Annotated in this window: 12 protein-coding genes; 3 read left to right on the top strand and 9 right to left on the bottom strand. The window is 77.2% G+C overall.

Annotated elements, in window-relative coordinates:
* Positions 1 to 24: 24 nt before the first annotated feature.
* The 6 genes from ACQP12_RS12250 to ACQP12_RS12225 all read right to left on the bottom strand — a co-directional run bounded on the left by ACQP12_RS12250 (position 25) and on the right by ACQP12_RS12225 (position 14,495).
* Positions 25 to 3,525: an amino acid adenylation domain-containing protein gene (locus ACQP12_RS12250; RefSeq protein WP_433287549.1), complete on the bottom strand. Its 3,501-nt coding sequence runs from the start codon at positions 3,523 to 3,525 to the stop codon at positions 25 to 27.
* Positions 3,522 to 5,825, bottom strand: a complete 2,304-nt coding sequence (locus tag ACQP12_RS12245; RefSeq protein ID WP_433287547.1) for a lantibiotic dehydratase — start codon at positions 5,823 to 5,825, stop codon at positions 3,522 to 3,524. Before ACQP12_RS12245 ends, ACQP12_RS12250 begins: the two co-directional genes overlap by 4 nt.
* Positions 5,822 to 8,941, bottom strand: a complete 3,120-nt coding sequence (locus tag ACQP12_RS12240) for a thioesterase domain-containing protein (RefSeq protein ID WP_433287545.1) — start codon at positions 8,939 to 8,941, stop codon at positions 5,822 to 5,824. Before ACQP12_RS12240 ends, ACQP12_RS12245 begins: the two co-directional genes overlap by 4 nt.
* Positions 8,938 to 12,405: an AMP-binding protein gene (locus ACQP12_RS12235; protein WP_433287543.1), complete on the bottom strand. Its 3,468-nt coding sequence runs from the start codon at positions 12,403 to 12,405 to the stop codon at positions 8,938 to 8,940. Before ACQP12_RS12235 ends, ACQP12_RS12240 begins: the two co-directional genes overlap by 4 nt.
* A gap of 326 nt (positions 12,406 to 12,731) precedes the next feature.
* A complete protein-coding gene (locus ACQP12_RS12230; protein WP_357944641.1) occupies positions 12,732 to 13,127 on the bottom strand; it encodes a DUF2267 domain-containing protein in 396 nt (131 codons plus the stop codon).
* An 81-nt stretch (positions 13,128 to 13,208) separates the two neighbouring features.
* A complete protein-coding gene (locus ACQP12_RS12225) occupies positions 13,209 to 14,495 on the bottom strand; it encodes an MFS transporter (protein WP_433287541.1) in 1,287 nt (428 codons plus the stop codon).
* A 99-nt stretch (positions 14,496 to 14,594) separates the two neighbouring features.
* Between ACQP12_RS12225 and ACQP12_RS12220 the strand changes: the two genes are divergently transcribed.
* The 3 genes from ACQP12_RS12220 to ACQP12_RS12210 all read left to right on the top strand — a co-directional run bounded on the left by ACQP12_RS12220 (position 14,595) and on the right by ACQP12_RS12210 (position 18,731).
* The gene (locus tag ACQP12_RS12220; protein WP_433287539.1) at positions 14,595 to 15,908 is read left to right on the top strand and encodes a PLP-dependent aminotransferase family protein; all 1,314 of its coding nucleotides are present in this window, start codon (positions 14,595 to 14,597) and stop codon (positions 15,906 to 15,908) included.
* Between the two features lie 230 nt (positions 15,909 to 16,138).
* Positions 16,139 to 16,531 carry a hypothetical protein gene (locus ACQP12_RS12215; RefSeq protein WP_433287537.1) on the top strand — a complete coding sequence of 131 codons (393 nt, stop codon included), beginning with the start codon at positions 16,139 to 16,141 and terminating at the stop codon, positions 16,529 to 16,531.
* 58 nt (positions 16,532 to 16,589) lie between these two features.
* Positions 16,590 to 18,731, top strand: a complete 2,142-nt coding sequence (locus tag ACQP12_RS12210) for a molybdopterin-containing oxidoreductase family protein (protein WP_433287535.1) — start codon at positions 16,590 to 16,592, stop codon at positions 18,729 to 18,731.
* A 97-nt stretch (positions 18,732 to 18,828) separates the two neighbouring features.
* Here ACQP12_RS12210 and ACQP12_RS12205 read toward each other — a convergent pair whose 3' ends face one another.
* Genes ACQP12_RS12205 through ACQP12_RS12195 form a run of 3 tightly spaced genes read right to left on the bottom strand, consistent with a single transcriptional unit; the run spans position 18,829 to position 22,045 of the window.
* A complete protein-coding gene (locus tag ACQP12_RS12205; protein WP_433287533.1) occupies positions 18,829 to 20,193 on the bottom strand; it encodes an MGH1-like glycoside hydrolase domain-containing protein in 1,365 nt (454 codons plus the stop codon).
* The gene (locus ACQP12_RS12200) at positions 20,190 to 21,008 is read right to left on the bottom strand and encodes a sugar phosphate isomerase/epimerase family protein (RefSeq protein WP_433287531.1); all 819 of its coding nucleotides are present in this window, start codon (positions 21,006 to 21,008) and stop codon (positions 20,190 to 20,192) included. The genes ACQP12_RS12205 and ACQP12_RS12200 overlap by 4 nt, the downstream gene beginning before the upstream one ends.
* Entirely contained in the window at positions 21,005 to 22,045 is a 1,041-nt protein-coding gene (locus tag ACQP12_RS12195) for a zinc-binding dehydrogenase (protein WP_433287529.1), read from the bottom strand. Before ACQP12_RS12195 ends, ACQP12_RS12200 begins: the two co-directional genes overlap by 4 nt.
* Positions 22,046 to 22,158: the final 113 nt, after the last annotated feature.

Here is a 22,158-nt window from a genome sequence, read left to right as displayed (position 1 = left end):
GGTGCGTCGGGGAGGGGTACGGCGTCACGGCTGGTTCGGTCGTCGGGGTGGGGTGCGGCGGGCGCGGCCACGCCGGGCGGCGGCCCGCAGCGCGGCCCGGGCGAGTTCCGGCCGGTCGGCGGCGCCGTCGAGGCTGGCGGCGAGGGCCCGCACGGTCGGGTGGCGGAACAGGTCGAGCATGGTGAGGGATCGGCCGGTGGCCTCGGTGAGCCGGGCGTGCACCGCGGCGAGGGCCATCGAGTGGCCGCCGATGTCGAAGAAGTTGTCGGCGACGCCGACCCCGTCCCGGCCGAGCACGTCCCGCCAGATGCCGGCGATCAGCTCCTCGGTGGCGGTGAGGGCGTCCGGCCCGGCAGGCAGCGGGGCCCGCGCCGGCTCGGCGGCGGCCACGGTCATGGCGCCGAGCGCCGCCACCCGTACCGCCGCGCGGGGCAGGCCGGTCGCGACCTGGTCGGCGGGCGCGTCCGGGTCGGCCGCGAGGGCGCCGACCAGGTCGGCCAGATCGGCCAGGAGCGCCTCGATCCGCTCGGCCTCGAACAGGTCCGGGTTGTGCACCACCTCGACGCCGGCCCGGCCGTCGCGCTCCACCACGTAGACGGTGATGTCGAACGGTGAGCCGGGCTTCGGCACGGGCACCGGCTCGACCGTCAGGCCGGTCAGCGCGAGCCGGGGCGCGACGAAGTTGAGCACGTTGAACAGCACCTGCACGAGCGGGGCGCGGGAGGTGTCCCGGCCCACGCCGAGCGCCTCGACGATCCGCTCCAGCGGGGCGCCGGGATGCTCGGTGACCGCGTGCAGCTCGGCGGCGCACCGGTCGACCAGCCCGGCGAAGCTCGACCCGCCGGTGCGGACCCGCACCGGCACGGTGTCGATGAAGAAGCCGATGACGTCGTCGAAGGCGGCCAGCCGCCGGTCGGCGACGATCGCGCCGAGCACGTGGTCGTCGCCGCCGGTGAGCCGGCGCAGCAGCTCACCGAAGCCGGCCAGCAGCACCGCCGCCACCGTGGTGCCGCGCCGGGAGGCCAGGTCGCGCACCGCCCGGTCGGCCGCCTCGGTGAGCCGCACCCCCGCCTCGACCCCGGCGTAGGTCTGCACCGCCGGGCGGGGCCGGTCGCGGGGCAGGTCCAGCACGGTCGGGGCGCCGGCCAGGTGGTCGGTCCACCAGGCCAGGTCGGCCGCGCCCCGGCGGCGGTCCCGCTCCGCCCGCCAGACCGCGTAGTCGGCGTACGTGGCGGGCAGGGGCGGCCGGGCCGGCGGCTCACCGGCGACCGCCCGGGCGTACGCGCCGGCCAGCTCGTCGTAGAGCAGCGCCTCGGACCAGCCGTCGAAGACCGCGTGGTGCACGGTCACGGCGAGCACGTGGGTGTCGGCGGCGAGCCGGTAGACGGTCACCTGCCAGGGCGGCCCGGTGGCCAGGTCGAACGAGTGCCCGGCGCCGGCCGCGAGCATGGTGGCCAGCTCCGCCTCGGCGTCGGCGGCCCCGGTCAGGTCGACCACCGGCACGGCCACGTCGGTCGGCTCCTCGCGCACCGCGTAGGGCACCCCGCCGGTCTGCGGGATCCGCCAGCGCAGCACGTCGTGCCGCTCGGCCACGGCGCGCAGCGCGGCGCCGAGCGCGGCGGTGTCGAGCGGCCCGCGCAGCCGGTGCGCGACCGCGATGTTGTACGGCGCGCTCGACGGGGCGAGCTGGTCCATGAACCAGAGCCGCCGCTGCGGCGGGGAGAGGGTGGGCGGGTTGCCGGTGGTCAGGCCGTCGCCGTCGGCCGGCGCGGCGGCCCGCACCCGGTCGACCAGCGCGGCGAAGGTGCGGTCGGTGAACAGCACCCGGGTGTCGACCCGCCGGCCCAGCTCGGCGCGGAGCGCGGCGACCAGCCGCATGGCGGCGATCGAGTTGCCGCCGGCCGCGAGGAAGTCGCTGTCCGGGCCCGGGTTCGCACCGAGCAGCCGGATCCAGAGCCGCCGGACCGCCGCCTCCACGGGATCCCCGCCGTCGGCCTCGTCCGCCACGTCCGGGGCGGCCGCGGCGAGGGCGCGCAGCGCGGGCCGGTCCAGCTTGCCGCTGGTCGGGCTGACCGGCAGCGCGGCCAGCCGCACCGTCCGGGCCGGCAGCATCGCGGCGGTCAGCCGCGGCCCGGCGTACGCCCGCAGCGCCTCGTCGCCGGGCGCGCCGGCCGGGGTGAGGAAGGCGACCAGCTCGGTGCCGGCCGGGCCGGGCACGGCCTCCACGGCCACCCCGTCGACGCCCGGGTGCCCGGCCAGCACGGCCTCGACCTCACCCAGCTCGATCCGCTGGCCGCGCACCTTGACCTGCCGGTCGGCCCGGCCCAGGTAGACGATCCGGCCGTCCGCCGCCTGCCGGACCAGGTCGCCGGTGCGGTAGAGCCGCTCCCCTGGCCGGTCGCCGAACGGGTCGGGAACGAACCGCTCGGCGGTCAGCCCGGGCCGGTTGAGGTAGCCGTCGGCCAGGCCGGGCCCGCCGATCAGCAGTTCGCCGGTCTCCCCCGGCGGCACCGGGCGCAGGTCGGCGTCCACCACGTACGCCCGGTGGTTGGGCAGGGGCCGGCCGATCGGCACCGGGTCGGTGTCGGCGGCGGTGAGGTCACCGCTGACCGCCAGCACGGTGGTCTCGGTGGGGCCGTAGCCGTTGAGGAACCGCCGGCCGGGGGCCCAGCGGGCGACCAGCTCGGCGGGGACCGCCTCGCCGCCGCAGAGCAGCACCCGCCAGGACGGCAGCTCCGCCGGGTCGAGCAGGGCGAGGACGGTCGGGGTGATGAAGCCCCAGGTCACCTCGTGCGCGGCGACGAACCGGGCGAGCCGGACCGGGTCGGCCCGGTCGTCGGCGCCGAGCAGCTGCACCGCGCCGCCGAGCAGCAGCGGCACGAACAGGTCCATGGTGGCCGCGTCGAAGCCGAGCGAGGCGATGCCGAGGCTGCGCACCGAGGCGTCGGCGCCGGTCAGCGCGGCGACCCCGGTGACGAACTCGACGGCGTTGCGGTGGGTGGTGAGCACCCCCTTGGGCCGGCCGGTGGAGCCGGAGGTGAACAGCACGTACGCCGGGTCGCCGGGACGCGCCGGGCAGGGGGCGAGGGGGGCCGGGCCGGGCAGCCCGACCGCCTCGACGCCGGGCTCGTCGCCGAACTCGGCTGCCGCGGCGTCGCCGGCGACCACCCGGATCCCGGCGTCCCGGGCGATCTCGCGCAGCCGCTCGCGGGGGCCGCCCGGCTCCAGCGGCACGTACGCGGCGCCGGCCAGCAGCACACCGAGCACGGTCACCACCAGGTCGGGGGTACGCGCGCCGCACACACCGACCCGGTCGCCGGCAACGATCCCGCGCTCGCGCAGGGCGGCGGCCAGCCCGGCGGCCCGGTCGACGAGCTGCCGGTAGGTCAGCCGGGTGTCCCACTGGCGTACCGCCACCGCGTCGGGGGTGCGGGCGGCCTGCGCGGCGATCAGGTCGGCCAGGGTGGCGTCCGGCCAGGGCAGGTCCGCCCCGTACGCGGCGCTGACGGTCAGGATGTCGGTCACCCGTGGTCTCCCCGGTGCTCGGCTGGGTCGGTGATCTGGAGGCGGAGTTCGTTGACGTAGCCGCGGCCCTGCGCGTCGGTGATCCACGACCGGGCCGGGTCGGGCAGCAGCTCGGTGACGACCACGGCCACGTCGGGGCCGGTGCGGGCGGCCGCGTCGACCATGGCGCACAGCGAGTGGGCGTGCAGCGGGCCGGTCAGGTCGACGTAGCAGGGCTTCACCTCGGTGCCGACCTTGACGAAGACCCGCTCGGGCAGGCCGAGTCGCTGCCGCAGCCGCCGGACCGCGAGGTAGCGCTCGGCCTCGCCGGCCGCTCCGGCCAGGCCGGACTCCCCGACGGTGGTGCGCCAGGTGCGCCGGGCCACGACCAGCCGGTCGATGGTGATGCGGGGCATGTGCGGGGCCGGGTCGAGCAGCTTGAAGCTGTCCAGCAGCAGCGCGGAGAACAGGTTGCCGAACACCTCGGTGAGCGGCCAGCGCCGCCCGTCGGGGAAGACCGCGTCGAAGGTGGCGCCGGCGCGCTCGATCCGCACGTCGGTGGCCGGGACGAGGCGGTCCAGGTCGGCGCCCCGGGCGGTGTCGATGCCGATCTGCCGATCCTGCGGGCCGGTCAGCTCGTAGGTGGTCCGGGTGGTCAGGCGCGGGTAGTTGGCCGGGTAGACGACCCGCAGCCGGACCGGCCCGAGGTCGGCGTCGAAGCCGGCGCGCAGCATCGCGGGGTCCGGGTGGAACGGGGTGAGCACGGCGCTGTCGAAGGTGGTCAGACCCGGGTGCAGCTCGCCGAGGACGAGCAGGAACTCGCCCCGGTTGAGCGCGTCGAGGTCGGCGGTGGCGATCTGCACGTCGGGGCTGTGGATCCGGGCGGACGGCCAGCCGGGGCCGTCGGCGGCGAACAGTTCGGCGGCCCGGGCGGCCAGGTCGGCGCTGCGCAGGGTCAGCTCGGCCTGGCCGGGCGGCAGGTCGGCCAGGCCGAACAGCTCCCGCCAGCGGGCGGTCAACCCGGCGGCGGCGCGCTGGAGCGGGCCGTCGGGGGCGAGCAGCAGCCCCTGGGCCGGCGCCCACACGTCGGCGAGCCGGACCGGGCCGTCCTCGACCAGCTCGGCGTGGAGGTCGGCGACGACCGCCGTGCAGGCCGCGCCCACCTCGGCGGTCAGCCAGCGGGCCGCGGTCAGCACCACGGCGAGCGGGTCGGCCAGCGCCTCCCGCACCGCCGCGCCCACCCGGACCTCCAGGTCCCGGTCGGTCTCCTCGTAGACCAGGGTGCGGCCGACGTACATCTGGCCGGCGTGCCGGGTCGCGGCGGCCCCGGTGACCGCGGTGAACTCGCTGTTCAGCGCGGCCAGCGCGGCGCCCAGCCGAGCCGGGTCGCCGGCCGCGGCGGCCAACGCGTCGCGGGCCGCGCGGAGCCGGTCGAGGCCGGCCTCGGCCGCCGCCCGGACGGCCGGGTCGCCGATGGCGGCGATCCGCCCGGCCAGCACCCGTTCCGCGGCCGGGCTGGTCGGCAGGGCGGCGTCCCAGGCAAGCAGCCCGCGCTCGACCAGCCGGTCGAGCAGCAGGTAGCCGTCGGCGCCGGCCCGCAGGTCACCGGCCGCCCGGAACCGCTCGACCAGCTCGGCCGCCGGGGTCCGGCCGTCGGCGGCGGCGAGCAGCCGGGCCTCCACCGGGGACAGCTCGTTCGGCGGGTGCAGCGGCCGGTGCACGCGGTTGCCGGCCACGGTCAGGTGGGGCGGCCGGGTCGGTGGCCACCAGCGGCGCACGGCCAGGTCGGCGCCGAGCCGGTCGGCGTACGCGGCCAGCGCCCACGCCTCGAAGTGGACCCGGCGGCGGCGGACCAGGCCCGCGCCGGGGGTGACCCGGGAGGTGCTCGTCTCCGGTTCGAGGGTGCCCCAGCAGACCGGCCCGAAGAACCCGATGGTCTCGGCCTTGCCGCAGTAGCGCTGCCAGTAGCGCAGCAGCGTCATCTCGCGCTTGCGCCGCCGGCTGTTGCGGGTCCCCGGGTCGGTGCGCAGCAGCCCGTCGAGGGCGACGAGCATGTCGGGGTTCTGCCAGGTGACCGCCTCGCGCAGCAGCGGGTCGGCGGCCAGGTCGAGGGCCGCCGCGGAACCCTCGGCGGCCGCGGCGTCCAGCGCCTTGTCGAGGACCTCCCGCGTGCCCTCGCCGGTGAGCAGGGCATCGGCCGCGGCGGCGGCCTCCGGAGCCGCGAACCGGTCCAGCCCGGCGGCCGGGAAGCCGGCCGTCCGCACCACCGTGTCCCGCCAGACCGACCAGCCGGTCTCCCCCAGTGGCAGCAGGTGGCTCATCGGTTCTCCGTCCCCTGGGCGTCCACGATGTGCAGGCGCAGCTCGCTGAAGTAGCGGCGCCCGGCGCCGTCGGGCACCCAGGCCTGGTCGGTGGTCGGGAGCATCTCGCTGACGGTGAGCGAGACGTCGTCGCCGCCGTCGACCCGGGCGGCCCGGACCATGGCGCAGAACATGTTGGCGAAGGCCGGGCTGGACAGGTCCACGAAGCACGGCTTGGTCTCGGTGCCGAGCTTGACGTAGACCTGCTCGGGCAGGCCGAGCCGGCGCCGCCAGCCCCGCACGGCCAGGAAGCGCTGCCGCTCGCCGGTGGCCGACGCCAGGCCGCTCTCCCCCACCGTGGTCCGCCAGGTCTGCCGGGCCACCACCAGCCGGTCCAGCGTGATCCGGGGCGTGTACGGCGCGGCGGCGACCAGCTTGAAGCCGTCCACCGCGTGCGCGCTGAGCAGTTCGGCGAAGACCTCGGTGAGCGGCCACCGCTGCCCGTCCGAGGCGGTGGCCACGAGCCGCCCGTCGACCTCGCCGACGGTGAGGTCCACGGTGGGCAGCACCCGGGCCGGTTCCGCGCCCGGCGCGTCCTGGAAGGCCAGGTGCCGGTCGGTGGGCCCGGTCAGCGACTCGGAGGTGCGGCTGGTCCGGCGCGGCCACTCGGTGGGGAAGAGCAGCCGGACCCGCCGCTCGCCCATGTCCTCGGCCAGCGCGGCGCGCAGCCGCTCCACCTCCGGGTGGGACGGGGTGAAGACCGCGCAGTCGAACGAGGACCAGGCGGCGTGCAGCTCGCCGAGCACCACCGTGAAGTCTCCCCGGGCCAGCGCCGCCGCGTCGGTGGCGCAGATCTGCAGGTCGGGGCTGTGCATCACGGCGTTGGACCAGGTCGGCCGGGCGCCCGGGAAGACCGCGTCGACCCGGTCGGCCAGGTCGGCCACGCGCAGCCGCACGTCGGTGGTGCCGGGCGGCAGCACGTCCAGCCCGAACAGCCCGGCCCAGCGGGCGGCGAAGTCGGCGGCGACCCCGTCGACCGGGCGCTCTCCCCCGCCCCAGAACAGGCCCTGGGCCAGGAACCACAGGTCCGCCAGCGCGACCGGACCGCCGCCGGCCTCGGCGCGCAGCTCCTCGTAGAGCCCGCGGAACACCTCGTCGTACGCGTCGGCCAGGGCGTTCGCCATCCACCGGGCGGCGCGCAGCAGCACGTCCAGCGGGGCGGCCAGCTCGGCGAGCAGCGGCGCGCCGAACACCACGTCCAGGTCGCGGGCGGTGTCCTCGTAGCAGATGGTCCGGCCGGCGTACATCTGGCCGGCCCGGCGGACGGCCGGGACGCCGGTCAGCTCGGTGAAGGTGGCGTCGAGGGTGTCCAGCGCGGCGCGCAGCCGCACCGGCTCGCCGGCCGCCCCGGCCACCGCGTCGCGGGCGGCGCGGAGCCGGTCGAACCCGGACCGCGCGGCGCTCCGGGCGGCCTCGTCGCCGATCGCCGTGATCCGGTCGGCCAGCACCCGCTCGGCGTCCGGGCTGACCGGCAGCGCGGCGTCCCAGCTGATCAGCTCCCGCTCCACCAGCCGGTCGAGCAGGGCGTACCCGTCCTCGGGGCGGCGCAGGCCGATGGCCGGGTCGGCCACCAGGTCGGCGGCGCGGCGCTGCCCGTCGGCGGCGGCGAGCAGGGCCGCCTCCACCGGGGTCAGCGCCAGCGGCGGCCGGCCGGGGCGCAGCACGGTCCGGTCCCGGACCGCGAGGTGCGGGCGCAGCACCGGCGGCCACCACCGGCGGACGGCCAGGTCGGCGCCGATCCGCTCGGCGTACGCGGCCAGCGCCCAGGATTCGAACCACACCCAGCGCCGGCGGGTCAGCCCGGCGCCGGGGCGGATCCGGGCGGTCTCCGGCTGGTCGGGGTCGACGGTCACCCAGCAGCTCGGGCCGAAGAAGCCGACCGTCTCGTTCTTGCCGCCGTAGCGCTGCCAGTACTTCAGGAGCGCCCGCTCCCGGTCCCGGCGCCGCACGTTGCGGGCCGCGTCGGCGCCGCCGCGGGCCAGCCCGTCCAATGCGACAAGGGCGCCCCGGTTCTGCCAGGTGATCGCCTCGCGCAGCAGCGGGTCGGCGGCCAGCGCGCTGGCCCGCTCGGCGCCGGCGCGGACCGCCTCGTCGAACTCCTTGTCGTACCGGTCCTCGCCGGCGCCGGTGGCCAGCAGGTCGTCGGCCGCCGCGGCGGCCCGGGGCGCGGCGAACAGGTCCAGGCCGTCGGCCGGGAAGCCGGTGGTGCGCAGGATGGCGTCGCGCCACACCGACCAGGCCGTGTCGCCGAGCGGCACCCGGTGCGCACCGCGGGCGGTCCCGCGGCCGGCGGTGCGCACCGGGTGCGTACCCGCGGCCGGCTCGCCGGTGCGGGTGGTCTCGGCGCCGAGCGCCGCGGCCAGGTCGGCGCGGATCAGCGCGAGCAGCTCGGGGAGCCGGTCGTGCAGGAAGAAGTGACCGCCGGCCAACTCGTGCAGGGTGAAGCCGGCGGCGGTGTGCTCGGCCCAGGCGGCGTGCTGCGCGCGGGTGACGGCCCGGTCGTCCCGGCCGTTGAACGCGACGATCGGCACCGGCAGCGGCTCGCCGGGCACGTACCGGTAGCCGTCCACCCGGCCGAAGTCGGCCCGCAGCAGTGGCAGCAGCAGCTCCACCAGCTCCGGATGGTCGAAGAACTCGGCGGGGAGACCGCCGCCGTCGGCGAGCCGGCGCAGCAGCTCGTCGTCGTCGGCGCGGGACAGCCCGTCGAAGGGGCCGGGCGCGGTGACGTGCGGGGCGCGGGCGCCGCCGACGTAGAGCCGCAGCGGCAGCGGGCCGCCGGTCCGGCGCAGCTCCCGGACCACCTCGAAGCCGAGCCGGCCGCCCATCGAGTGGCCGTAGACGGCGTACGGGCGGTCGGCCCGGGCCGCGACGGCCTCGGCCACCTCGGCGACGTCGAAGCGCGGATCCTCGTTGATCCGGTTCTCGCGGCCGGGCAGCTGCACCGGCAGCACCTCGACGTCCGGGCCGATCCCCTCCTGCCAGCGCCGGAACGCGCTCGCGCCGGCACCGGCGTAGGGCAGGCAGAACAAACGCACCGGCGCCTGGGGTCGGCTTCCGGCGGAGACGAACCAGTTCACCGCGGACCTTTCTGGACGGGGTCGATCCAGTACCGCCGGCGCTGGAACGGATAGGTGGGCAGGCCGGTGCGCCGGACCGTGCCCTCGGGGTGCAGGGCGTCCCAGTCGACGTCCCGCCCGGCGACCCAGTCGGCCGCCAGTTCGCGCAGCGGGCCACCGTCGCCGGCGATCCGGGCGTCGGTGTCCAGCAGCGCGTCGAGTCCGGCCAGCGCGCCGGGCAGGTCGGCGGCGACCACCGCGGCCCGGTGGGCGAAGGCCCGCCGGCCGAGCGCCAGGGTGGCGGCCACCTCGGGCAACGCCGGGGCGTCGCCGCCGAGGTGGGCCCGGAGCCGGGCGAGCGCGGCCCGCAGCGCCGCCGGGGTACGCGCCGACACCGGCAGCAGCCACGGCCCCTCGCCGGGCGGGTCGGCGGGGTCGGCCGGCGGCGGCTGCTCCACCACGACGTGCGCGTTGGTGCCGCCCAGGCCGAAGGCGCTCACCCCGGCCACCCGGCGTGGGCCCTCGGGCCAGTCCCGCGCCTTGGTGGGCACGTAGAACGGGCCGGCGGCCAGGTCGATCTCCGGATGTGGGCGGGTGAAGTGCAGGTTCGGCGGGATCACCCCGTGCCGCACGGCGAGCACCGCCTTGATCAGCCCGGCGATACCGGCGGCCGCGTCGAGGTGGCCGATGTTGGTCTTCACCGAGCCGAGGGCGCAGCTCTCGGCGGGCGCGGCGCCCGCGTACACCTCGTGCAGCGCGGCGACCTCGATGGCGTCGCCGAGCGGCGTGCCGCTGCCGTGCCCCTCGATGAGGCCGACCTCGCCGGGCGCGACCTCGGCGGTGGCCAGCGCGTTGGCCACGGCGGCGGCCTGCCCGGCCGGGCCGGGCACGGCGAAGCCGGCGCGGTCCGCCCCGTCGTTGGTGACCGCCCAGCCCGGCAGGACGGCGTAGATCCGGTCGCCGTCGGCCTGCGCGTCGGCGAGCCGGCGCAGCGCGACCACCCCGGCGCCGGAGCCGAATCCCGAGCCGTTGGCGCCCTCGTCGAAGGCGCGGCACCGGCCGTCCGGTGCGGCCAGCCCGCCCGGGACGTGCCGGTGCCGGGGCCAGGTGACCGTCACCCCGCCGGCCAGCGCGAGGTCGCACTGGTAGTCGGCGAGGCTCTGCGCGGCCAGGCAGACCGCGACCAGCGAGCTGGAGCAGGCGCTCTGCACGGCCAGGGCGGGCCCGGTGAGCCCGAGCCGGTAGGCGACCTGGCCGGGCAGGTGGTCGGTGAACTGCCGGCCGATCAGCCGGGCCTCCCAGTCGTCCGGGTCGACGTCGCCGACCACGGCCGGGTTGTCCATGAGGTGGAACAGGAAGTACCGGTTGGCGGAGGTGGCCGAGTAGACCCCGACCAGGCCGGGGAAGCGCTCCGGGTCGTGCCCGGCGTCCTCCAGGGCCTCCCAGGCGGTCTCCAGGAACAGCCGGTGCTGCGGGTCGGTCCGGGCCGCCTCGTCGGCGGCAAAGGAGAAGAACTCGGCGTCGAAGTCGGCGACCCCGTCGAGCCGGCCGGTGGCCCGCACGTGCCGGGGGTCGGCGCGCAGCCCCGGTCCGACGCCGAGGGCGGCCAGCTCCTCGTCGGTGTGCTCGTGGATCGCGTCGACGCCGGTGCACAGGTTCCACCAGAAGGTCGCCACGTCGGGCGCGCCGGGGAAGCGGCCGGCGAGGCCGACCACGGCGATCTCGTCGCCGGTGTACTCGCGGGCCGCGGCGGCCGGCGCGGCGGGCGCCGGCAGCACCGGGGCGCGGACCCCCTCGGGCGGGGCGTCGAGCAGCGCGGCCTGGGCGGCCACCGTGGGGTGGTCGAAGAGGCGCAGCAGGGGCACGCGCACGCCGAACTGATCGGCGAGCCGCTGCTGCACCTGGCCCAGCAGCAGGGACTGCCCGCCGACGTCGAAGAAGCTGTCGGTGCGGCCGATTCCGGGACGGCCCAGCACGGCGCACCAGATGTCGTGCACGGCCCGCTCGGTGTCGGTGGCCGGCGCCTCACCCGCCGGCAGCTCGGCCGCCGGGTCGGGCAGCGCCCGCTCGTCGACCTTGCCGGTGACGGTGAGCGGGAACTCGTCGAGCACCACGACCGCGCGGGGCAGCGCGTAGCCGGGCAGCGCGGCGGCGAGCGCGGCGCGCAGCGCGGCCGGGTCGGGGCGGTCGCCGGCCGGACGGGCGTACGCGAGCAGCTCGCCGTCGCGGGCGATGGCCCGCACCCCGGCCACGCCGGGCTGGGCGGCCAGCACGGCCTCGATCTCGGTCAGCTCGACCCGGTGCCCGCGCACCTTGACCTGACGGTCGAGCCGGCCGAGGCAGACCAGCTCGCCGCCGGGCAGCCGCCGGCCCAGGTCGCCGGTGCGGTACGACCGCAGCCCGTCGGCGTCCACGCTGAACCGGTCGCTGTCCTGGTTGAGGTAGCCGGGGGCGAGGTGGTGGCTGCGGACCACCAGCTCACCGGTGTCCGGGGCGAGGTCGACCCGGTAGCCGGGGAACGCGGTGCCGATCGGCAGCGGGCCGGTGGCGGCCGGGTCCACGCCGGACAGCGGCAGCACGTGCCGGGCCACGAAGGTCATCTCGGTGGCGCCGTAGCCGTTGACCAGCACGCAGTCGGCGGCGAACCGGTCCCGCCCGCGTGCGGCGTCGGCGTACGTGGCCTGCTCGCCGCCGAGCAGCACCACCCGGACCGCGTCGAGGCGCCGGTCGCCGAGGGTGTCGAGCAGGTAGCGGTAGACGGTGGGCGTGCAGTGCAGCACGGTGGCCCGGTGCCGGTCGAGCTGCGCGACGGCGTGGGCGAGCCCCTGCCGGCGCAGGTCGACCGGGACCACCGCGGCGCCGCTGAGCAGCGCCGGGTAGAGGTCGGGGATGGCGGCGTCGAAGCTGAACGAGGCGAGCAGGCTGAGCCGGTCGGCCGGGCCGATCGCCAGCGCGGCGATCTGGTTGTCGACGACGTGCGCCAGGTTGCGGTGGGTCTGCCCGACGGCCTTGGGCACCCCGGTGGAGCCCGAGGTGAACAGCACGTACGCCAGCGCGTCCGGGTCCACCGGGACGGGCCGCAGCGGGGCCGGCGGCACCTGGTCCAGCGGCACCACGGTCCGCCCGCCGGCGAGGTCCCGGGCCAGCTCGCGGTGCTCGGCGGCGCAGGCGAGGGCGGTGACCCCGGCGGCGGCGAGCATGTGGCGCAGCCGGTCGACCGGGAAGCCCGGGTCCAGCGGCACGTACGCGCATCCCGCGGCGAGAGCGCCGAGCAGCGCCGCGACGGTCGGAGCGCCGTGCGCGGTGAGCAGGGCGACGCGGTCACCGGCTCGGACGCCGGCGGCGACGAGCGCAGCCGCGTGTCCCCCGGCCATCGCGGCCAACTCGGCGTAGGCGACCTCGTGGGTCTCACCGAGCAGGGCCGGACGATCACCGTGACGCGCCGCGATCTCGCCGAAACGATTGATGATCATCGGCTGTGCCATGTCAGCGGGCTGTTTGTTCCCCGTGGACGGCAGGCGCGCAGCGTTCGGTGAATGTGATCATGATCCCCCCCAGGACTTCACACTGGGAGCAGAATAAAGCTCAATCTCTCGATGGCGAGCGCATCGATGCAGGTCGAGCCAAAGGGACGACGGCGCGTGGAAGCTCGGATGGAGGAATTCATCCGATCATCCCTCTAGCGCGTAGACCATTTACGGCGTAAGCGTCTACTCGCGAGTTATTTTACGGTGAAAATACTTCCCGACCGTGGATTTTCCACATTGGCGGCCTCGTCGCCGCAGCTCAACCCGTGTCTCGGGGAGCGTCCCTACACATCGTACGGTGGTCGGGGGATCGGGTCGACCATCGCGTCGAATCCCTTGGGGAGCTGCGCCACGAGATCCTGGAACTCGCCGACCGTGACCGTCTCGCGCAGGGTGGCGAGCACCGCGCGGGCGCCCACCTCGGCGACCGCCGGGTCCACCCCGGCCCGCTCCGCGACCCGGTACAGGAAGGCGACCGCCCCGCCGGTCGTGCCGCCCTCGCCCGGCGCGACGAGATAGCTGCCGACCTCGTCCGGCAACTGCGCGGCCAGGTCCGCCGACTCGGTGGCGGTGATCCGCTCGGCGAGGGTCTGCAGCACCGCCCGCGAGATCGTGGCGGCCTGGCCGGTGGGCAGCTCGGCGCGGCGGGACACCGCCTCGACGAATCGGGGAAACCGCACAGCCGCACTCCTGTCGTCGCCGGCCGCCGCCGGGTATCCGACAGCCCCGGTCCGAGACGGCCCGGAGCGTCGCGCCCGCGGTTACCCGCGCCCGGCGACGGCAAACGACTCGTGACACCCGGCGGGCACCGCCTCGTCCGCCGGCGCCGGCTCGGGGACCGGGAAGTCCCGGGTACGCCACACCGGCGAGCAGCGCGTGACGAGCGCCGCCGCGGCCATTCCCGCCGCGGCCAGCCCGAGGTACGCCGGTGCGCCCAGCAGCCCGGTCAGCGCGCCGCCCAGCGCCGCGCCGAGCGGCATGGCCCCCCAGATGACGAACCGGCTCGTGGCGGTCATCCGGGACAGCAGCGCGGGCGGGGTGGCGGCCTGCCGGAGGCTGACCGCGTTGACGTTGTAGAGCCCGCTGGCGAAGGCGCTCACGGCCAGCCCGAGGGCGATGCCGACCGGGTGCGGCCAGAGCACCAGCGCCGCACCGGCCTGGAGCACCGCCGCACCGGTGACCGCCCGGCCGACGCCGAGGCGGGCCCGGGCCCGGCCGGCCACCGCCGCGCCGAGCAGGTAGCCGACGTTGGCGGCGGCGATCAGCAGGCCGACGGTGGCGGCGGGCAGCCGCAGCTCGCGTACCGCGTGGACCAGCAGCATGGCGAGGAAGCCGGCGTGCCAGAGGTTGGTGAGGCCGGAGCAGAGGGTAAGCGCCCGCACCACCGGGTCGCGGAACACGAACCGGAACCCCCCGGCGGCGTCCCGCCACAGCCCGCCGGCACCGGGCGCGGCGGTGCGGGTCAGGCGGGGCGTACCGGCCAGGAAGAGCGCCGAGGTGACGAAGCTGGCCACGTCGACCAGCAGGGCCAGCGGCGCGCCGAGGACGCCGACCAGCACGCCGGCCAGGCCCGGGCCGGCGGTCTGCCCGACCGCCCGGGTCGCCTCCAGTCGGGCGTTCGCATCGGCCAGGCGGGCGGCGGGCACCACCGCCGGGACGGCGGCGAAGTACGCCACGTCGAACAGCACGGTGGCGCAGCCGGCCAGCAGCGCCACCGCGACGAGCTGGGCCAGGGTCAGCAGCCCGGCCGCCCAGGCGAGCGGGACGCTGGCCAGCAGCACGGCCCGGGCCAGGTCGGCGCCGACCAGCACGGCACGGCGGGGCAGCCGGTCCACCAGGGCTCCGGCCGGCACGCCCAGCAGCAGGTACGGCAGGGTGGTGGCGGCGGTCAGCGCGGAGACCCCGGTGGTCCCCGCGCCGAGCCCGGTCAGCGCGGCCAGGGGCAGCGCCACGGTGGTCACGTGGGTGCCGAGGGTGCTGACCGCGTCGGAGAGCCAGAGCCGGCGGAAGGTGGCGTGCCGCCAGAGGGCGGCAGAGGTGACGGTCATGCGGGCAGCCTCCGGCGCGTACCCGGGGAACCGGCCGGCGCGGATTGTCACGGTGACAATCCGGCGGCGGGCGAGACGTGCGGCGGCTAGATTGTCACGGTGACAATCTGGGAGCCGGCGGGGCTGGCGGGCGACGGTGCCCGCTACCTGGCGCTCGCCGACGCGATCGGCGCCGACATCGCGGCCGGCCGGCTCGGCCCCGGCGACCGGTTGCCGCCACAGCGGGACCTGGCCCGGCGGCTCGGCGTCACGGTCGCCACCGTCGGCCGGGCCTACCAGGTGGCGGCCCGGCGCGGCCTGCTCACCGGGGAGGTGGGCCGGGGAACCTTCGTCGCCCCGGCGCCCGCCCCGCCGCCGGCCGGCGCGGCGCCCGTGCTGGACGTGGCCGCCGTGCACCCGCCCGGCCACGGGCCGGTGCACCGGGCCGTCGCGCCGATCCTGCACCGGCTCGCCGCCGACCCGCACGCGGTAGGCGCGGAGGACGCCGACGCGGTCCGGCACCGGATCGCCGGCGCCCGCTGGATGGCGCACGCCGGCTGGCGGCCCGAACCGGACCAGGTCGAGGTGACCGCCGGTGGGCAGCACGGGCTGGCCGCCGCGCTCGCCGCGTTCGCCCCGCCCCGGCAGGTGCTGGTCACCACCGAGCTGACCAACCCCGGCCTGCTCGCCGCCGCCCGGCTGCTCCGGGTCGAGCTGGCCACCGTGCCCAGCGACGCGGCCGGCCCCCGGCCCGACGCCCTCGACCGGCTCTGCGCCCGCCGGCGGGTCGCCGCGTTGCACCTGCACCCGACGCTGCACAACCCCACCGGGCTCACCGTGCCCGCCGACCGCCGCCGGGAACTCGCCGCCGTCGCGACCGCCCGCGACCTCGTGGTCATCGAGGAGGACCCGTTCGGCGCGCTGCTGCCCGACCGGCCGCCCCCGGTGGCCGCGTGGCACGCCCGGACCGTTCACCTGAGCGGGCTCACCAAGACCCTCGCCCCGGGGCTGCGGATCGGCTACCGGCACGCTCCGGCGTCCCTCGCCGAGCCGCTGCGCGCCGCGGCCCGCGCCCTCGCCTGGGCGCCCGCTCCCCTGGTCGCCGAGGTCGCCACCCAGCTCGTGCTCGGCGGGCACGCGCACCAGCTCGCCGCCGCCCGCGCCGCCGAGCTGGCCACCCGGGCCGCGCTCGCCCGGGAGCTGCTCGGCGAGCGGGTCGCAACGCCGGGACCCGCCCCGTTCGCCTGGGTACGCCTGGACGGCGACGCCGAGGCGGTCACCGCGCTCGCCCACCGGCGCGGTGTGGCGGTCGCCGGCACCGACGAGTTCGCCGCCCGGCGGGGCGCGCCGGCTGGGCTGCGGGTCAGCCTCAGCGCCGACGACCGGACGGTCCACACCGCCCTGCGCGCCCTGGCCCGGCTCCTGCCCACCTGAGCCGAGGTCAGCCCAGCGCGCCGAGGGACCGGACGTGGTCGTGCGCGGTGAAGACGCCGAGCGGGACGGCGGACTCCGACATCACCGCCACGGCCAACTCCTCGGCGATCTCCCGGACGCCGGCGGCTCCCGGAATCGACGGCCGTCGGGTTTGCCACCGTTCCGCGACGGGGCACCTCCGCCGGTGACGCCCCGGGTCGCCGGGCGCCGACGTGGGACGGAGTGGCCGGATGGGATGGCTGGGGAAGCTTCTGGGCGGGCCGGACTCGGCGCGGCAGGACGTCGCGGAGCTGGTGACCACCTACCACCTCTTCCGCACCACGACGGAGACGGCCGGGCTGGACGACCGGGAGACCGTCCGGCGGTGGCTGCGGGAACTCGATCCGGATCTCCAGCAGCAGGTGCACATCCGCCGGCCGTGGGGGGTCATCGCCGCGGTGAGCGACCGCCGCGACCCGGTCGGTGTCGTCATGCGGGAGCCGGACGGCCGGGCCTGGGGCGCCTACGTGCCGGGCGCGGACCGCCGGGAACACCTGACGCCCGAGCAGGTCGAGGCCGTGATGCTCGCCGCGCTGACCTCGGCCGCGCGACCCGACGGGCCGGACTGGCGACCGATCGGGTGATCCGCCCGCCCGCCGCGGCGGGAACCGGGCCGGGGCCGCGGCTCGGTAGGCTCGCGGCATGGCCCGCACCACCCATCCCGGCGCCTGCCCGCTGGACTGCCCCGACACCTGCGTCTGGCAGCTCACGGTAGAGGACGGCCGGGCCGTCGCGCTGCGCGGCGACCGCGACCACCCGTTCACCCGGGGCGCGCTCTGCGGCAAGGTCAACCGCTACCTCGACGCGGTCAACGGCCCCGACCGGCTGACCACGCCCTACGTGCGCACCGGCCCGAAGGGCGCCGGGCGGGTCGCCTACCGGCCGGCGAGCTGGGTCGAGGCGGTCGACCGGGTGGCCGCCGGGCTGCGCGCCAGCATCGAGCGCGACGGCCCGGAGTCGGTGCTGCCCTACTACTTCGCCGGCACCATGGGCCATGTGCAGGGCTGGACCATGGGCCAGCGGCTCTTCGCCCACCTGGGTGCGTCGCGGCTGGACACCACCATCTGCACCGGGGCGGCCCGGGCGGCGCTGCGCTCGATCTACGGCGACTCGATCGGCTTCGAGCCGGAGTCGATCGTGGCGGCGAAGCTCATCGTGCTCTGGGGCGCCAACCCGCTCGCCACCAACCTGCACCTGTGGCCGTTCGTGCAGCAGGCCCGGGAGCGCGGCGCGTACCTGGTCACCATCGACCCGCTGCGCACCGACACGGCGGCCCGCAGCGACGAGCACGTCGCCCCGCTGCCCGGCACCGACGCGGCCCTCGCCCTCGGGCTGATGCGGCACGTGCGCGACGCCGGCGCGGCCGACGAGGAGTGGCTGGCCGCGCACACCGTCGGCTGGCCCGAGCTGGCCGCCCGGCTCGACGAGTGGCCGGTGGAGCGGGCCGCCGCCGAGTGCGGCCTGCCCGTCGAGGCGGTCCGCCGGCTCGGCGACCGGATCGCCACCACCCGACCCACCGCCGTCCGGGTCGGGCTCGGCCTGCAACGGCACCACGGCGCCGGCCAGGCGATCCGGGCGATCTGCGCGCTGCCCCTGGTCACCGGCGACTTCCGCTACCCGGGCGGCGGCGCCCTGGTGTCGACCAGCGGGCACCACCCGATCGAGGAGGGCCCGGTGGTCCGGCCGCCCGGCATGCCGGCCCCGCCGGCCCGGTCGGTGAACATGAGCCGGCTGGCGACCGTGCTCACCGGGGAGGCCGACCCGCCGGTGACCTCCCTGGTGGTGTTCAACTCGAACCCGGCCGCCACCGCCCCGGACCAGAACCGGCTCCTCGCCGGCCTGCGCCGCGCCGACCTGTTCACCGTGGTGCTGGAGCAGCGCTGGACCGACACCTGCGACTACGCCGACGTGGTGCTGCCGGCGACCATGCAGCCCGAGCACCTCGACCTGCACTCCTCCTACGGCCACCACTACACGACGTTGAACCTGCCGGTCACCCGGGCGCCCGGGGAGGCCCTGCCCAACACCGAGATCTTCCGCCGGATCGCCGCCGCGCTCGGCGTCGACCACCCCCGGTTCTCCGACAGCGACGAGGACCTGGCCCGGCAGCTGCTGGCCGGCACGCCGGTCAGCTTCGAGGAGCTGCGCGAGCGGACGTACGCCCGGACCACCGGGGTGCCGGTGGGCGCCGCCCCGTTCGCCGCCGGCGGTTTCCGCACCCCGGACGGGCGGGCCCGGCTGCACGACCCGACGCTGGCCCGGCTCGGGGTGGACCCGCTGCCCGGGCACACCCCGCCGGTGGAGGCGGCCGACCCTGAGCTGGCCCGCCGGTTCCCGCTGGTGCTGATCGCCCCGGCGGGCCGGTTCCTCATGAACTCCACCTTCGCCTCGCTGCCCTGGCACACCCGGCGCACCGGCCCGCCGCGGGTGCACCTGCACCCCGACGACGCGGCGGCGCGCGGCCTCGCCGACGGCGACGCGGTGCGGGTGCGCAACGACCGCGGCGCGTTCCTCGCGGCGGTCGCGGTGGACGAGGCGACCCGGCCGGGCCTGGCGTTCACGTACAAGGCCTACTGGGCGCGGCTGAGCCCGGGCCGGGCCACCGTCAACGCGGTCACCGCCGTACGCGACACCGACCTGGGCGAGGCGCCGACGTTCCACGACTGCCGGGTCGAGGTCGAGCCGGTGCCGGCCGAGCTGCTGGTCCCGGAGCCGCCCGCCGACGCGGCGGCCGTGCCGGCGCCGGCCGCACCCGCCGAGGCGGCGACGGTTCCGGCCGGCTGAGCCGGGACTTCCGGCCCGCCGGCAGGGTCCCTGCGCCCCTGCTACCGACCATCGCCTGACCCGCCCCGGCGGGGTCACCCGCGTCGCCGCCCCCGGCTCAGCCCTCGGCGAGGGCGTCCAGCACCAGCGCGGCGGTCCAGCTGAACGCCGGTGAGCCGAGCCCGGCCCCGGTGTCCGGGTGGAAGTACTCGTGGCAGCCGGCCGCGTCGACCAGCCCCAGCAGGGACTCGCGCAGCCCGGCGGCCAGGTCGGCGCGGTGGTGGGTGCGCAACCCCCGCCACAGCAGCCAGCCGGTGTTCACCCAGCTCGGGCCGCGCCAGTAGCGCAGCGGTTCGAAGTCCGGCGCGGTGCGGTCGTGGGTGGGCAGCGGCCGGTCCATGCGGGCGGCCAGGCCGAACCGGGGCGAGCACGCCTCGGCGAGCACCGCCCGCACCTGGTGGTCCGGCAGGTCGGGCAGGATCAGCGGCATGAGCCCGAGCACCGTACGGGCCGGGACGAGCCGGTCGGCCCGGACGTCGCGCGGGCGGAAGGTGCCGGTCACCGGGTCGTAGAGCCGGTCGACCAGGGCCTGCGTGATCCGCGCCGCGCGGTCCCGGTGCGGCCCGGGGTCGGCGCCGACCACGGTGGCGATCCGGGCGAGGGCCTGCTCGGAGACTCCCAGCGCCGCGTTGACCAGCGGGCACTCCACGAGGAACGCGTGCCGGCCGAGCAGCCCCTCGTCCCGGTAGCGGCCTGCCCGGTAGGCGTCCACGAGCGCGACGTAGCGCGCGTAGTCCAGGTCGGTGGGGCGGTGCGCCGCGTCGGCGTGCGCGGTGTCGTGCCGGCGGTACGCCCGCATCACCGTCTCGTCGGCGGGCACCGCGGCCAGCGGGGCGTCCCAGGCGGGGCTGTTGTCCAGGCCGGACTCCCACGGGTGCACGACGGCGGCCAGCCCGCCCCCGCCGACGTCCCGCCGCCCGGTCAGGTAGCGCTGCTGGGCGACCAGGCGCGGGTAGAGCCAGCGCAGCGCGGCCACGGACGCCTCGGAGGGGGCACGGCGGTGCGCCAGCCACGCGGCCGGGGCGTGCACCGGCGGCTGGACGATCCCCGAGGTGGCCGCCGCCGGTGCGCCGTCGGCCCGGGCCGAGTCCCAGAACGCCGGCCCCGGGAAGTACGCGCCGACCCGCAGCGCCGGGTTGAACACGATGTGCGGCACCCGCCCGTCGGCCCACTGCGCGGCGAACAGGGTGCGCAGCTCCCGCCAGGCCCGGTCGGGGCGGACGTGCGCCAGCCCGACCGCGATGAACGCCGAGTCCCAGCTCCACTGGTGCGGATAGAGGGTGCGGGACGGGACGGTGTGGTCGTGCTCCCAGTTGGCGTCCAACGTGGCCAGCGCCAGCCGGCGCAACCGGGCGGCCCGCTCGGCGTCGGCGCGGCCGGGGCCGCCGGCCCGCACCGGGGCCGCGCCGCCGGGGGCGCTCATGCCGCCGCCCGCCGCGGCCGGGCCTGGGCGAGGACGGTGGCGGCCTGGCGCAGGGCGGCGACGGGCTCGCCGCGCAGCCGGCACTCCAGCGCCAGCCAGCCGGGGTAGCCGATCTCCTCCAGGGTGGCCAGCAGTCCCGGCCAGTCCAGGTGCCCGGCCCCCGGCTGGTGCCGGTTGGAGTCGCTGACCTGCACGTGTCCCAGGTACGGCGCGGCCGCGCGCAGCGCCGCGCAGGCGTCGTCCTCCTCGATGTTCATGTGGTAGGTGTCGGCGACCACCCGGACCGAGGGCAGCCCGACGGCGCGGCACAGGGCCACCGCCTCATCGAGCCGGTTGACCATGTGGTCCTCGTACCGGTTGAGGGGTTCCAGGAAGAGGGTGACCCCCTCGGCGCGGGCGTGTTCGCCCAGCTCGCCCAGGGCGTCGACGAGCACCTGCCGGTCACCCTCGGGTGGGCGGGGCGGCTCGAACGGGGGCAGCCGGCGGGAGAACATCCCCCAGGCGGCCGGGGTCATGGCGCCGATGCCGCCGAGCTCGGCGATCACGGAGAGCTGGGAGCGCAGGTTGCGGACCGCGTCCCGGGAGCGCTCGGGGTCGAAGTCGCCGATGAAGTGGTCCATCTCGACGCAGACGGTCGGCATGACCACGCCCTCGGTGCGGGCGCGGCGCAGCTCCGGCAGCCGCCGGGCGAGGGCCAGGTCGCCGCGGCCGCGCAGCTCGATGCCCTGGTAGCCGAGGGAGACGGCGAGGGCGTACTTGTCGGACAGGCCGGCGCCGGGGAGCAACTGTTCCTGGCAGGCGAGGGGGATGGTCATGGGAACCTCAGCACGACTTGGAGGGCGTCACCGTCACCGCGGTCGAGCAACGCGAGCGCGTCGGCCACCGCGCCCGCGTTGACGACGTGGCTCACGAGCGGCAGCGGGTCGACGCTGCCCTCGGCCACCAGGTCCATGAAGGTGTGGGCGATCCGGCTCCCGGTCCACCGGCCGGCCGTGCCGGGCGCCGGCGCGGGCCCGGAGACCTGGGCCGCCACCAGCTGGATCCGGTTGTGGTGGAACTCCTCGCCGAGTCCCAGCCCGTGGGCGTACCCCTGGTAGAAGCCGGCGGCCACGACGCGGCCGGCGTGGGCGGTGGCGCGGATCGCCTCGTGCAGTGCCGGGTACGACCCGGACAGCTCCAGGCAGACGTCCGCGCCGCGGCCGCCGGTGGCGGCGTGCAGCGTGGCGGCGGCGGAGTCGACGGCGGCGTCGACGACCCGGCGGGCGCCGAGCCGGGTGGCGTGCGCGAGCCGGTCCGGCACCCGGTCGACGGCCACCACCCGGGCTCCGGAGAGGACGGCGAGCCGGGTGCCGAGCAGCCCGATGACGCCCTGCCCGAAGACACCGACCCAGTCGCCGAGGTGCAGGTCGCCGGCGAGCACGGCGGTCAGCGCGATGGCGCCGGGGCGGGCGAAGACGGCGACCAGGGGGTCGAGCCCGGGGGCGAGCGGGGTGACCGCGCCGGCGGCCAGCACGGCCTCCGCGCGGTGCCCCCAGATGCCCCAGACGACCTGGCCGGGCCGGCGGTCGGCGACGTCGGGCGCGACCTCGACGATCTCGCCGACCTCCTCGTAGCCGAAGCCCACCACCGGGTACGCGGGCGCGGCCTGCCGGGGCACGAACATCCGGGTGGCGTCGTCCCAGTCCTTGCTGAGACGGGGGTTGCTGCCCCGGTAGAGGGTCAGCTCGGTGCCGGCGGAGATGCCGGAGTAGCAGGTGCGGACGCGGACCTGGCCGGGGCCGAGCGGGTCCGGGGGGCAGGGCTCCAGGCTCACGCGCCGGGGCCCGGCCAGAGAGACAACCCAGTTGCCCATGGCGTCGCTCCGAGGGAAGTGCCGGGCCCAATTCTAAACCGAAATATTGGTAATTGTCTTGTAAACGATCAATCGAAGGCGTTAGATCCCTGTTGTACCCTTCGAGAGGAGTG

The sequence above is a fragment of the Micromonospora sp. CA-244673 genome, assembly GCF_050948395.1.
Lineage (GTDB): Bacteria > Actinomycetota > Actinomycetes > Mycobacteriales > Micromonosporaceae > Micromonospora.
This window is presented reverse-complemented; position numbering and strand designations above follow the sequence as displayed.